We start from the raw sequence: 13,015 nt of genomic DNA, 5'->3' as shown, positions 1-13,015 counted from the left end.
GCCGCCTCGGGCGGCGGGCACGCGACCCTGGGGCCGGATTACATGGCGCATTCGGCGGCGAAGCTGTCCACTTGCGAGCGGGCGATGGTGCTGACCGGGACTTGCACCAGCTTGCCGTCGGCATTGGCCTCGACGCGCAGCAGGTACCAGTCGATGACGGCGTGCTGGTTCTTGGCGAAGGCGAAGTCACCGCGGATCGAATCGAACTTCACGTGACGCAGGGCCTGGCGCATGGCGTCCTGGTCCTTGACGTTGCCGTCGACGGTCTTCAGCGCAGCGCCGATCAGGCGCGCGGTGTCGTAGGTCTGTGCGGCATAGACGGTAGGGACGCGCTTGTACTTGTCGGTAAAGGCCTTGACGAACGCCTGGTTGGCCGGATTGCTCGACTGGGGATTCCACAGGCTCACGATATTCATGCCCTTGGCCATGTCGCCGGTGGCCGCGAGCATGCGCTCGTCCATGGAGAACACGGGCACGACCATCGGGATGGTCTTGTTCAGGCCGGAGCCGGCGTATTGCTTGGCAAAGTTGATCCCGGCGCCGCCCGGGTGGAATTCGAAGACCGCATCCGGTGCCAGGGAGCGTACGCGGGCCAGTTCGACCGAGAAGTCCAGCTGGTTGAGCTTGGTGTAGATCTCCGTGACTTCACCTTTGTAGGTGCGCTTGAAGCCTTCCAGGGCATCGCGGCCGCCCTGGTAGTTGGGGGCGAGGATGACCATTTTTTTGTAGCCCAGGTCATTGGCAGCCTTGCCGGCCATCTCGTGGATGGTGTCGTTCTGGTAGGAGGCGACGAAGTAGTTGGGCTTGCACTGCTTGCCGGCCAGGCTCGAGGGACCGGTGTTGTTGCTGATGTAGAAACCGTCCTGGGTCGCCGTGTTGACCACGGCGGCCAGCACGTTGGAGAAGATCACCCCGCTGTAGAGGTTGATGCCGTCCAGGCTCATGCGGTCGACGATCTGCTTGGCCTTGGCCGGTTGCAGGCCGTCATCCTCGACGATCAGCTTGACCGGTACGCCGCCGAGCTTGCCGCCTTCCTGGTCGATGGCCAGTTGGAAGCCGTCGCGCGAGTCTTCGCCCAGGTAGCCGGCGGGGGTGGAGAGGGTGGTGATAAAGCCGATACGGACCGGTTCCTGGGCTTGAGCCAGCAGGGTGGCGGTGGAACCCGCCGCCAGTAGTGCACCCACGAGTAGTGTTTTCATCATGCCGCCTTTTTTGTGAGGTCCACGCCGCGCGGTTGGCGCCGTGGACGGGTTGTTAGTGGAGGGCAGTAAAAGGAGTTCGCGGTTCTGGAATATTGTTCTGGCTGTTGCCTGTGTTCAGGTGTTGCTCTCGGTGAATTTCTCGTAATACAGGTGGGTCTGGTCCAGCGCCTGCTCGCCCAGCCACTGCTTGATCGACTCGACCATGGGCGGCGGGCCGCACAGGTACATGTCCAGGGCCTGGTCGCGAAATTCGGCGCTGTCGAAATGCTCGGTGATATAGCCGCGCCTGCCGCTCCAGTCCTGGCCCGGATCGCTGACCACGGGGATAAACCGAAAGCCGTCGATACGCTCGGCATAGGCCGCGATGCGCGCGGTTTCACAGAGGTCGGCGGCGTTGCGTACGCCGTAGTACAGGTGCACCGGGTGACCGCAGCCGCCACGCTCGGCCAGTTCGTCGAGCATGCCCAGAAAGGCCGAGAGCCCGGTGCCGCCGGCGACGAACACCAGCGGCTTGTCGACATGGCGCAGGTAGAACGCACCAAGTGGGGCCTGCAGCACGATCTCGTCGCCGATCAGGCAGCGCTCGCGGATGTAGTTGCTCATCAAACCGTCGGGCAGCAGGCGAATCAGAAACTGCAACTGGTTGCTGCCGTTGGGCCGGTTGGCAAATGAATAGGAACGCATGCCGACGCTGCCCGGGACCTGCAGCCGGGCGTACTGCCCCGGCAGAAAGTCCAGTTGCTGGCCATCGGCGCCGGCGTCCAGGTGCAGGATCGCGGTGTTTGGCGAGACCTGCTCGACGGCCCGCACAATGCCCTTGAGCTGGTCGGGACCCGGGGCGTTGCACAGGCTGGAAGCGAAGTCGAAATAGAACGCCGCATCGGACTGGACCCGGGTCTGGCAGGTCAGCATCTTGCGTTGGCGCAGGTCGTCGGCCGACAAGGCCTCGTCATCCACATAGTCCTGGCTGTATTGGCCCGACTCGCAGCGGCCCTGGCATGTGCCGCAGACACCTTCGCGGCAGTCCAGGGGGATATTGATGCCGTTGCGCAGTGCCGCATCGAGCAGGATTTCATTGGTCTTCACCGGGAAAAACAGGGTTTTCCCATCGGCAAAACTGAACGCGACCTTGTGACTCATGATCCGCATACCTGCCCGTCAGAGGTGATAGAAATCGAGCACCGAATTGATGGTGTCGTTGAGCAACAGCACGTGCTTGCGGGTGATCTTCCAGCTGTCGCCGGCCGGCTCCAGCCAGTAGGTGGCCCGGCCGTAAAACTGCTCCGAGGTGGCCTGGCGGTAGAACAGCGTGTGCCAGTTGAGCCGCACTTCCAGACCGTCGCCTTCGCGCGGGGCAATCCGCAGGTTGTTGACCAGGTGCAGGGTGCGCGGCATTGGCGTGGCCGAGGCGGCCTTGCCGGTGCGCAGGCGGAACACGCGGTCTTCCAGGCCAGAGCGGTTGGCGTAGTAGATCAGCGACATCTCGCGCTTGGGGTCGCGGGTGTAGACGTGTTCGGAGTCCCACTGGGGCAGGTGGAATTCGCTGCCCTCGGCAAAGAGCTCGATATAGGCGTCCCAGTCCTGGGCGTCGCACAGCTCGGACTTGCGGTAGAAAAACTGTTCGATCTGGTATTGCAGTTGCGGATTCATGCTTAGACCTCGCGCAGTTTCAGGGCTTTGGCATCCAGGCCCTTGAGCAGGAAGTTCTGCCAGTTGCTGTGCTGATTGACGTACAGCCCTTCATGGGTAATTTCGGTGCCGGTCAGGACCGGGGCGATACCGATGGCTTCACTGTTGCGCGTCGGGCCGTCGACCCATTTTTCGTAGCCGCGTGAGATATCGCTCCAGCGCTCCAGGCGGGCCTGGAAACCGCGCTGGGCTTCGCGAAACTCCACCAGGTCGTCGGGTGTGCCGAGGCCGGACACGTTGAAGAAGTCCTCGAACTGGCGGATACGGTTTTCGCGGTCGGCGTCCGACTCGTTCTTCACGCCCAGGCACTGGCTGACGATCTCGGTCTTGTTCCAGGCAACGGGGCGGATAATGCGCAGTTGGGAGCTGATCTGATCGAGGAAGAACAGGCTTGGGTAAATGTTCAGGTTGCGCAGGCGGTGCATCATCCACTCGGCTTTGTCCTGGCCATATTCTTCGATCAGGCGCGGCATGATCGTCGCGTAGCCGGAGCGCACGGATGGGTTGGGCATGTCGCTGAACAGCACGCTGTGGCCATTGTTGAACGAGAACCAGCCGTCATCGGTGTCGTTGTCGCCGGCCCCCAGCTTGCTGTAGTCCAGGTTGCCGGCGCTGTTCAGGCCTTTTTCGGTGTTGACCTGCTGGCGATGCTGGGCGGTGGCGACGTAGTTGTAGTGCACGGTGCTGACGTGATAACCGTCGAGGCCGTTTTCGTTCTGCAGCTTCCAGTTGCCGTCGTAGGTGTACGCCGACTTGCCGGGCAGCACTTCCAGTTCGCCGGTCGGCGACTGGGCGACCATCATGTCGAAGAACACTTTGGCGTCGCCGAGAAAGTCCTGGAGGCTGTCGGTGCCATTGGCATCGAGGCTGATAAAGACAAACCCCTTGTAGCTTTCGATCCGGGCCTTTTTCAGCCCGCGGGTGGCCTTGTCGAAGCCTTCCGGGTATTCACCGGGGGCCTTGACCTTGACCAGGCGCCCGTCGCTTTTGTAGCACCAGGCGTGGAAGGGGCAGGTAAAGGTCGACTGGTTGCCCTTGCCGACGCGGGTCAGGGTGGTGCCGCGATGCTGGCAGGCATTGATCAGCGCGTTGAGTTGGCCTTCGCCATCGCGGGTGATGATCATCGGCTGGCGGCCGGCGCGCATGGTCATGAAATCGTGCTTGTTGGCGATTTCGCTCTCATGGCAGGCGTAGATCCAGTTCTTCTCGAAGATCAACTCCATTTCCAGGTCGAAAAGTTCCGGCTCGGTAAACATGTCCCGGGCAATTCGGAAGATCCCTTCGGCGGGGCGAAAGTCCAAGCAACCTTCAATAAAGCTTTTCCATTGTTCGACGCTTTTTGCACTGCTCATTTATCGATACCTCATTGCATCGGGCGAATTCGTGTCGCTGGTAAGTGCGTTGTGCTGGCATTAAATAAGTTGCCCGTGGGCGGGTCTATCCGCTTTGTCGGCGAACACAGTCCATAAAATTGGTGCCTGGGTTTTTACGGTTTTGCCCCGTAAACGTTGAGGCTGGCGGCTGGGGGAGAATGCCCAGTAAACGGATATGAGTGGCCTATTAACGGGATAGAGAGTCCGTCGTCGATACGGCTTAATCGCTGCTGAAGTTTGGCAATGGCAGGAAGCCCTGTCGCTTCTACTTATAACGACTCACGCTGAATATTTTAATAAAGAAACAACTGCCAACTGTGGGGGCGATCGCCTTGATTGCGCCGCTGATTAATGTGCGCGCACATTAAAATAAGAGGGATAAGTCATGTTTCAAGCGAGTTGGTTAACCCGTAGCGTGCAGGCCGCCAGCCTGGTCGGCTTCTGTGTGCCGCTACTGGCCCAGGCGGACTTTGTTGACGACAGCCAGTTGTCGCTGGGCCTGCGCAACTTCTACATCGACCGGGATTTCAAAGGTGAAAATCCGAAGAATTCCCGGGTTGGCAGCTGGAGCCAGGGCTTCGATCTGCGCTTTATTTCCGGTTACACCGAAGGGCCGCTGCAATTCGGCCTCGACGGCTCCATGCAATACGCCTATCGCCTTGACGGCGGTGGCGGTCGTGGTCCGGACAGCATCATTCCGTACAGCCTGAGCCAACAGGAACAGGCCACCGATTACGGGCGTGGCGGCTATACGGCGAAGGTGCGTTTTTCCAAGACCGAGCTGAAATACGGTGAGCACCGCCCGACGTTGCCGGTGGCCTACACCGACGATTCGCGGCAGTTGGTCACCACCTACCACGGCACCCTGGTGGAGTCCAAGGAGATCGACAAACTGACCGTGACTGGTGGTCGTTTCACCGAGATCAGTGGTCGTGAATCGTCCAACAGCGAGAAGATGTACCTGTTCAACGGCCCGGATATCAAGCGGCGCAGCGATGGCCTGAACTTCGGTGGGGTCAGCTACGCGTTTACCCCGGCGCTGACCGGTACCTATTTCTACGGGCAGCTCGAAGACATCTACCGCCAGCACTACCTGGGCGCCACCTACCTGGCTGATCTGGGCGGTGGCTACGGGCTCAAGACCGACCTGCGCTACTTCAACAACAAGGAGGATGGCGATGCCCTCTACGGGCGCATCGACAACCGTTCCTACGGTGCCATGACTACCTTGCGCAAAGGCCCGCACGCCTTTGGCCTGGGTTACCAGCGCATGTTGGGTGACAGCACTTTCCCGACACTCAATGGCTTCGCACCACAGCCGTACCTGGTGAACTGGTCGGCGATTGCCTTCGTCAAGCCCAATGAAAAGTCCTGGCAGGCGCGTTACGACTACGACTTTGCCAGCCTGGGTGTGCCCGGCCTGAAGCTGATGACGCGCTATATGCGCGGCACCGATATCGACCGTGGTGCGCTGAGCGACAACAGCGAGTCGGAGCGCAATATCTATCTGTCCTATGTGGTCCAGGATGGCCCGCTGAAGAACCTGGGCGTCGAGTTGCGCAACATCAACGTCAAGTTTCGCCATGGCAACAACTTCGACGAGAACCGCCTGATCACCACGTACACCTGGAAGTTCTGGTAAGCACAGAAAACCCGACAGGCGTAAACCGGCTCGCTGCCATCAGGGGCGGGCGCGGCGGTGGGCGCCCGGGGTAACACCCGGCTGCCCATCTGGGCAGGTAATACCCACTGTTGCCGTCGGATTATCCACCTGGCACGGGTGATCTGTGTCCCTTCAGGTGCGCCGTTTTACAGCGGCGTGCCCTGTTTGTTGGCTTGTAGGTCGATGGCCTTTTGTTCTGTAGGTCAATTCCTAGCCATTTAGTCGGTCAATGTTATCCGCATATTTCAAGTCCGCCCTGCAAGGCGGCTCGCGGCATGAAGTTTGCTCCTTCGACTGCAAAGGCGTGCCGTTAGAGCGCGTCCATAAAATAGCCTTGGGTGCCCCCGTGATGAGTACAAGTCCTGACGTGCATGTTCGAGATATTCGTATCGAGCGCTATGACCTCAATGGCGCTCGCCAATGGATGGCCGGTATTTGCGGGCCCCATCTGCTGACCACTTCAACCCCGAACCGTATTCAGTTCCACCACAGTGGCAATGTGCTCAAGTCAATGTCGACCACGCTGGGCGTCATCGAATACGGCACGGATGTCACCGTCGGCATCGAAGATGCCGAACACCTGAACAGCTACAGCCTCAGCCTGCCGCTTGTGGGCGAGCAGTATTTGAGCAAGCAGGGCTGTCAGGTCACCTCCGATGCCGATCGTGGGATCATTCTCTCGCCCCACGAGAGCCAGGAGCTGGCGATCGCCGGCGACTGCCGCAAGGTCCAGGTGGTGATTACCCGTGCGGCCATGCGCAAGTCCCTCGAAGACATGCTGCAGCGTCCCCTGGAAACACCGCTGTTGTTCGATCCGGTCATGGATGCGGTCAATGGTGCGTCGGCGTCCTGGTGGCGCATGGCGCGTTATTTTATTGGTGAACTGGAGCGCAGCCGCGAGCTGTATGACCAGACTTTTTTCAGCCGCGATATCGAAAGCTCGCTGATCAAGGGCCTGATCCTGGCCCAGCCCAATAATTACTCTGAAGAGCTGCGCGATGTGCTCGGCGTCAAGCTGCCGCACTACCTGATCCGCGCCAAGCAGTACATCCACGAGAATGCCCGCGAAGCCCTGCACCTGGAAGATATCGAGGCGGTTTCGGGGGTTTCGCGCTTCAAGTTGTTCGAGGGATTTCGCAAGTACTTTGGCGTCTCGCCCATGGCCTATCTGAAGAAGCACCGCCTGGGCGCGGTGCGCCAGGAAATTCTCGAAGACAATTCGGCGCGCAATATCTCGGTGATCGCCATGGGCTGGGGGTTTACCCACCTGGGACGGTTTTCCAGCGAGTACCGCAAACTGTTCGACGAGACACCGAGCATGACTTTGCAGCGCAACGAAGCGCGCCGCAACCGGGCGTTTTAAGTGATGGCCCAGCTACAGCCCAGCCCGCACCAGGGGGTTGGGCTCGATCTCTCGCGCCTGTGCCAGACCCCGGTCTTCACCAGTCGTTCACGCCAGGAAAGCCACCGACTGTTGGCCCGTGAGCTGGTGGAACACGACCTGAGCTGGCGCGACGGCAGTGTCGACACTGCGTTCTTTCGCGCCGAAGTGGGGCGCTGCCAACTCTTTGTGCTGCGCTATGGCGCCGAGGTCGAAGTGCGGCCGCGGCCCTTTACCGACTTCGTGCTGATGCAGATGCCGTTGCGCGGGCGCGCCAGTCTGGAGTGCGATGGCCTGGAGCTGACGCTGGAGGCCGGGCAGGTCGCGGTGCTGGCGCCCGAGCGCCAGGCGCGGCTGGTCTGGCACAGCGGCTGCGAGCAACTGTTGCTCAAGGTGCCGCGCAGCCTGCTGCGGCTGATGCAGGCGCGGCTGGTGGATGAGGGCGGTCTGGCCGCAGACTTCGCCTTGCCCGCCGCCTACCGTCTCGACACCGGGCAGACCCGCGGCTGGTTGCGCCTGGTCGATAATCTGCTCGGGCAACTGGGGGCCAGTGCTGACGAGCCGTTGCATGGGCACTGGCTGCGACACCTGGAGGAGAGCCTGCCGCTGTTTCTGCTGACGCATCCGCCCCAGGTCGAGAACGGCGCGGGCCTGCGCGTCGAATCGCCGGCGCAGCGCCAGGCTTTGCGTCAATTGCACAGGATCGAAGGGTTGATGCGCAGTCGGCTGGGAGAAACCCTGACCCTGGGTGAGCTGGCGGCGGCGGGCGGAATGAGTGTGCGCAGCCTCAACACCCTGTGTCAGCGCTGCTATGGGCAGACGCCCATGGAGCGCTTGCGCAATCTGCGCCTGGAGGCGGTACGCGAGCGGTTGCTGGGGCGGCGTGATCTGAGTATTACCGAGGTCGCCCTGGAGCATGGCTTCGGTCATCTGGGCCGGTTTGCCCATTACTATCGCGAGCGCTTCGGCGAGTTGCCCCACCAAACCGCCAGGCTGTAACGAAGAACGCCAGGCCGCGCGATCGCACGGCCTGGCGTTTGGCAGTTACTCGGCGCTGCTTGGCCAGTTGCCCATCAGGGTATTGGACGGCAGTTGTTCGTCGAGCAGTTTCTTCGCGGTTTCAATCCCCGCCACCGGCAGGCCGGTTGGGTCGAGCAGGCCGATCTGCACCAGCACGCTGGCCTGGTCCCAGTAGATATGTTCGTGGCAGAGCTTGTCGCCACGGAACTTGATCACCCCCAGCATGGGGATCTCCACGTATTTACCAGTGGGCTCGACGTTGGGCAGCATCCAGTCGATCTGGGTGGTATGGGTAAAGCACATCACGAACTCGTCGACGATCTGCGAGGCGCCGACCGTACGCGAGATCGGCACCAGTTTCATGTCCGGCGGATTGGCGTGGACAAAGTGGTGCTGGTAGAAGCGGCTCAGTTCGCGATAGCCGACGCCGCCGGTCATGGTCGGGATATGGTTGACGTAGGGTTCGGCCACCATGGTTGCCATGGTCTTGGGCACGTCCCGCGCTCCGAACTCGTACTCGATGTGTTTTTCCCAGAGCTCGGAGAGGTTGAAGTTTGGGCCGATTTCTTGCTTGAGGGCGGCAATGCTGCGCTCATGGGCCATCAGTGCGGCGGGTTTGTTGTAGTGCATACCGCCGGCACGGGCAAAGGCGTGGTCGACATCGGCGTAGGTGTAGATCTCAACCTTGTCACGGCCGTTCAGGCGCTGGGCGATCTGGCTGCGGGCGGTGGCGTCGCAGTAACCGTCCTGTTCGGCAAAGTGCAGCACCAGGCGGCCCTTAATGTTGTCGGCCTCTTCGAGCAGGTGCTCGATGCCCATGCCGTAGTAGCCCACGGAGCAGGCCACCGCGGTGCGGGCGGCGGTCAGGTAGGCAAGCCGCCCGCCCATGCAGAAACCGACATAGCCCAGGCCCTTGCCCTCGACGGCGGCCAGGCCGCGCAGGACGTTGAAGCTGGCCTCGATATCGGTCACGGCCAGGTCGAAGTCCATGCGTTGGAACAGGTCGATGGCGCGGGCGAAGTCAGCTTCGGTAAAGCCCAGTTCAATCCCTGGCTCCAGGCGCCAGAACAGATCCGGCACCAGGGCGACATAGCCTTCCTCGGCATAGAAATCGGCGATCTCGCGCATGTTCGCGTTGATCCCGAAAATTTCCTGGCCGATCACCACGCCCGGACCCTTGCCGCTGGCGGGAAGCGCCAGGTAACCGGCGAAGCTGCCACTGCCGTCGGTGGCTGGAATTTCGATCATCTTGCCCATGTCATTTCCTCGTTATCGACTCATCAGGAGGTCGTGTTTGTTGTGTTCAAGGCGCTTGGTCGGTGGATCTTATCGGTCCGCCGGAACCGGGTCACGCAATCGCTCGAACCAGACGCGCGGCGAGAGCCCCTGGTCCGGGCCGAGAATGGAAAAACCGCCGTCCACCGGGATGTCCACGCCGGTGATCCAGGAGGCGCCCGCGCTGCACAAAAAGGCCACGACCCGGCCGATTTCCTCGCCGCCACCGACCCGCCCCAGCGGGTGGAAGGTGGCGCCGACCCGGTCGGCTACACGACGATCGTCGCCACTGAGCCCGGCCACCGAGGGCGACCAGGTCCAGGCTGGCGAGACGCTGACCACGCGGATCGCCGCCGGGGCCAGGCTGACCGCCAGGTTGCGTGTCAGTTGCAGCATCCCGGCCTTGGATGCCGGGTACAGCGCCCGGCCGGCGGTGCCGAACTTGCCGCCGGTGCTGCCTAGGTTGATCACGGTGCCGCCGTTGCGCATGTGGGGCGTGGCTTTTTGCACGAAGATTGCCGCCGAGACCAGGTTGATATTCAGCGTGTGCAGCCACTGGGCCCGGTCCGATTGCAGGCCCTGGTCGTCATAGACGCAGGCATTGTTGACCAGGATGTCGAGACGGCCGAAGGCGGCCAGGGTCGCCTCGATGCAGTCGTCGATATCTTCGTCCAGCTCGACATTGCAGGCGCTGAACCGACAGTGCTCGCCCAGCTCGGCGGCAAGCGCCAGGCCGGCGTCACGGTTGCGGCCGACCAGCATGACCCGGGCGCCGGCCTGCAGGAGTTCGCGGGCGATATCGCTGCCCAGACCCTGGGTGCTGCCGGTGACAATGGCCACCAGGCCATCGAGTTGCGCGGTGGGAATCGGCATCATGACTGGGCCTCCAGAGCGTGTTCGACCGTGCTGATGGTCGCGATCAATTGCATGCTGGCGAGCGCCGCCAGGTGCGTGCTGGGGTTGGCGGCGGTGCAGGCATCGGCGAGCACTGTGACCTCGAACCCGCAATCGACCGCATGGCGCACCGTGCTTTCCACCACCGAGTGGGTGGCGACGCCGGCGACCAGCAACTGCCGGGCGTCGAGCTGGCGCAGCAGGGTGTCCAGCGGCGTGCCGTAAAAGGCGTTGATGCGGTTGTGGGTGACGACAAACTCGCGGGCATTGTCCAGCGGGCACAAGGCGTCATGGAACTGTGCGCCCCAGGTGCCTTCGCGCACCGCGCCGCTGGCCGCCACGGCCCGCAGGATCGGCGCGTTCTGCACCAGGTCGGCGTAGTCCGGGCGATAGGCCACGCGTACGTGGATAATCGGCCAGTCCCGGGCGCGGGCGCCGGCCAGGAGCCGCCCGGCCGCGTCCATGACCGTGGCCCGGGCCGGGTCGTCGGCGCTGAGGCCGACCCGGATCCGCCCGTCCGGGTGCAGCACGTCGTTCTGATAGTGCAGGGCGAGGACGGTCGGGCGGCCCATCAGACAAAGACCTCCAGGTTGGCGAACACATCGTTGCAGTTGATCAGGTCGACCCGCTTGAGCTGGATCTTCCAACTGCCGTTGTCCTGAGTCGCCAGTTTGTAGGTGTAGCGTCCGCCCAGTTGGCGTTGTTCAAGGCGCCATTCACTGACCTGGAAGGTCGCGCTGACCACCAGCAGGCCGTCGCTGTCCAGGCCCTCGACCATCACGTTGCCGATCAGGTGCGCGGTGCGTGTCGGTGGTTGCTGGGACCAGTTGCGTACATTCTCCACGCGGCGGATGCGCACTTCGCGCAGCATGCGGTTTTCCCAGAACAGCGAGATATGGTCGAACGGATCGGCCTGCTCGTGCTGTTGCGGTGCCCAGTACATGCCGGTGTCGGTGAACAGCCGGTCCCATTCCCAGAAGCGACGCTCGTCCAGCAGGCGCGCCTCGGCGTAGAGAAACTGTTCGATCTGGCGCAGGGTTTCGCCGGGCACCTGGGCCGGGGTCAGGTCCCGGGTCGACACATTGAAGGCGCGATCAAGCAACATGGCTGCTCTCCTTGGCAATCAGGCTGGAAGCGGCGGGGCGCGGAGCCGGGGCCGGGGCCGGGGTCACTGGTGGATGGGTCATGTAGTGTTTCCAGGCGGCGAACTGATTGCGCATCGGCAACTCGCTGGTGCCATTGGTCGAGACCGCGCCATCGGCGAGCAACTGGTCGGTGCCGACGTAGCGGTGCAGGCTGACCCACTCACCGCCACGGGTCTGGTTACCTTCCTGGCAACGGGCATAGACCTCGACGTCGTCGGGCATCACGTTGGACGACGGCGAGTTGATCACGTTGGCATAGGTCAGCGCGCGATCGAACACGGCCTGGGGCGCGCCCTTGCAGCGGAAGGTCTGGATTTCCACCAGGGTGCGGTCCACGGCCATCGGGCGGATGACCCGGAACTGCATGAACACCGTGTGCGGCGAGCCACTGCCATAGATCACCGTGTTATGTCGGTTCATGCCCAGGATGCCGCGGGCGCGTTCTTCGCCATAGGCGCCGGTCAGGCACTCGAAGTGGGCCTTGGACACTTCATCGCGCTCGGCCGCGGCCGGGTCGAAGATCGCTTCCATATAGCCGTGGCCATTGTGATAGGCGCGCAGTTCGAGTTTTTCCCAGAAGTCATAAGGCTCGCCGTTGCCGTCCATGATCAGCAGTTCAAAGGGCATTTCGCCCAGTTGTTCGGCTTCGCTACGTGCCGCATCCACCGAGGATTCGTGGGTCACGCGGGCGTGCATGGTGTCGTGCAGGTTTTCGTAGAAGACCTTCCAATTGGAGCGCTGCATCACCCGGAACACGCCGCCGGCGACTTCCACTTCGCCCACCGGCGAGCGGTCGCAGAGGTTGTCGATGGAGCTGATTACGCCGCCCAGGAAACTTTGCAGGTCCGGGCCTTCGGCGCTCTGGCTGGCAAAGACAAAGCCGCGGTAGCTGTCGACCCGGGCCAGGGACACCATGGAGAAATCCGGGTGCGCCGGGTTGAAACAGGTGCCTTCGAAACCATTCTTCAGGGGCGCCGATAGGTGCTGGCCGTCGAGCTTGAAGGTCCAGGCGTGGTACGGGCAGCGGAAGAACTTGCCGACATGCCCATCGCCCTCGGCGACCAGCTTGGCGCCTTTGTGTGGGCAGCGGTTGTACAGCACGTTGACGCGCTTGTCGGCGCCGCGCACGAGGATCACGTCCTGATCGCCGATCCGGGTGGTGTGGTAGTCACCGGGGTTTTTCACCTGGCTTTCATGGCCGACATAGATCCAGGCCTGGCCATAGATGCGCTGCATTTCCAGGTCGAACAACTGCGGATCGGTGTAGACGCTTTTATGCACGCTGTCATCGCGCACCAGGCCGGCGATTTGCTCAATCGAGGGAATCATAAGTGCTCCTTTAAACAACCATCAGTGACGCGCCGCAGGCGGCG

At 62.2% G+C, this 13,015-nt stretch carries 12 protein-coding genes; 3 read left to right on the top strand and 9 right to left on the bottom strand.

All coding sequences use genetic code 11. The features are described from left to right. Window positions 1-38: 38 nt before the first annotated feature. The 4 genes from NPS46_RS06890 to antA form a co-directional block, all read right to left on the bottom strand. Window positions 39-1,199, bottom strand: a complete 1,161-nt coding sequence (locus NPS46_RS06890) for an ABC transporter substrate-binding protein (RefSeq protein ID WP_274105683.1) — start codon at window positions 1,197-1,199, stop codon at window positions 39-41. A 117-nt stretch (window positions 1,200-1,316) separates the two neighbouring features. After that, complete coding sequence (antC, locus tag NPS46_RS06885) at window positions 1,317-2,342, bottom strand: anthranilate 1,2-dioxygenase electron transfer component AntC (protein WP_274105682.1); 1,026 nt, start codon at window positions 2,340-2,342, stop codon at window positions 1,317-1,319. An 18-nt stretch (window positions 2,343-2,360) separates the two neighbouring features. Continuing rightward, on the bottom strand, window positions 2,361-2,852 hold the full coding sequence (gene antB, locus NPS46_RS06880) for an anthranilate 1,2-dioxygenase small subunit (protein ID WP_274105681.1): 492 nt from the start codon (window positions 2,850-2,852) through the stop codon (window positions 2,361-2,363). A gap of 2 nt (window positions 2,853-2,854) precedes the next feature. Continuing rightward, the gene (gene antA, locus NPS46_RS06875; protein ID WP_274105680.1) at window positions 2,855-4,243 is read right to left on the bottom strand and encodes an anthranilate 1,2-dioxygenase large subunit; all 1,389 of its coding nucleotides are present in this window, start codon (window positions 4,241-4,243) and stop codon (window positions 2,855-2,857) included. A gap of 406 nt (window positions 4,244-4,649) precedes the next feature. Here antA and NPS46_RS06870 point away from each other — a divergent pair, with 406 nt between their 5' ends. The 3 genes from NPS46_RS06870 (at window position 4,650) to NPS46_RS06860 (ending at window position 8,307) form a co-directional block, all read left to right on the top strand. Continuing rightward, window positions 4,650-5,906, top strand: a complete 1,257-nt coding sequence (locus tag NPS46_RS06870; RefSeq protein ID WP_274105679.1) for an OprD family porin — start codon at window positions 4,650-4,652, stop codon at window positions 5,904-5,906. 370 nt (window positions 5,907-6,276) lie between these two features. Then, window positions 6,277-7,290, top strand: a complete 1,014-nt coding sequence (locus NPS46_RS06865; protein ID WP_274105678.1) for an AraC family transcriptional regulator — start codon at window positions 6,277-6,279, stop codon at window positions 7,288-7,290. Window positions 7,291-7,293: 3 nt separating this feature from the next. After that, on the top strand, window positions 7,294-8,307 hold the full coding sequence (locus NPS46_RS06860; protein ID WP_274105677.1) for an AraC family transcriptional regulator: 1,014 nt from the start codon (window positions 7,294-7,296) through the stop codon (window positions 8,305-8,307). A gap of 45 nt (window positions 8,308-8,352) precedes the next feature. On the opposite strand, the gene NPS46_RS06855 is transcribed toward NPS46_RS06860, so the two are convergent. From NPS46_RS06855 to NPS46_RS06835, 5 genes are all read right to left on the bottom strand, one after another. Further along, window positions 8,353-9,585 (bottom strand): dienelactone hydrolase family protein, encoded by a 1,233-nt coding sequence (locus NPS46_RS06855; protein ID WP_274105676.1) that lies wholly within the window; start codon window positions 9,583-9,585, stop codon window positions 8,353-8,355. A 69-nt stretch (window positions 9,586-9,654) separates the two neighbouring features. Then, window positions 9,655-10,479, bottom strand: coding sequence for an SDR family oxidoreductase (locus NPS46_RS06850; RefSeq protein WP_274105675.1), 825 nt, complete (start codon window positions 10,477-10,479; stop codon window positions 9,655-9,657). Beyond that, window positions 10,476-11,069 carry a cysteine hydrolase family protein gene (locus NPS46_RS06845; protein WP_274105674.1) on the bottom strand — a complete coding sequence of 198 codons (594 nt, stop codon included), beginning with the start codon at window positions 11,067-11,069 and terminating at the stop codon, window positions 10,476-10,478. Before NPS46_RS06845 ends, NPS46_RS06850 begins: the two co-directional genes overlap by 4 nt. Then, window positions 11,069-11,602, bottom strand: coding sequence for an aromatic-ring-hydroxylating dioxygenase subunit beta (locus tag NPS46_RS06840; protein WP_274105673.1), 534 nt, complete (start codon window positions 11,600-11,602; stop codon window positions 11,069-11,071). Before NPS46_RS06840 ends, NPS46_RS06845 begins: the two co-directional genes overlap by 1 nt. Next, entirely contained in the window at window positions 11,592-12,971 is a 1,380-nt protein-coding gene (locus tag NPS46_RS06835) for an aromatic ring-hydroxylating dioxygenase subunit alpha (RefSeq protein WP_274105672.1), read from the bottom strand. Before NPS46_RS06835 ends, NPS46_RS06840 begins: the two co-directional genes overlap by 11 nt. Window positions 12,972-13,015 lie beyond the last annotated feature (44 nt).

It is taken from the genome of Pseudomonas putida (assembly GCF_028682395.1).
In the GTDB taxonomy this organism is placed as follows: Bacteria; Pseudomonadota; Gammaproteobacteria; order Pseudomonadales; family Pseudomonadaceae; genus Aquipseudomonas; species Aquipseudomonas putida_AB.
Note: the sequence above shows the minus strand (reverse complement) of the source record. Positions and strands in the feature narration are given on the sequence as shown.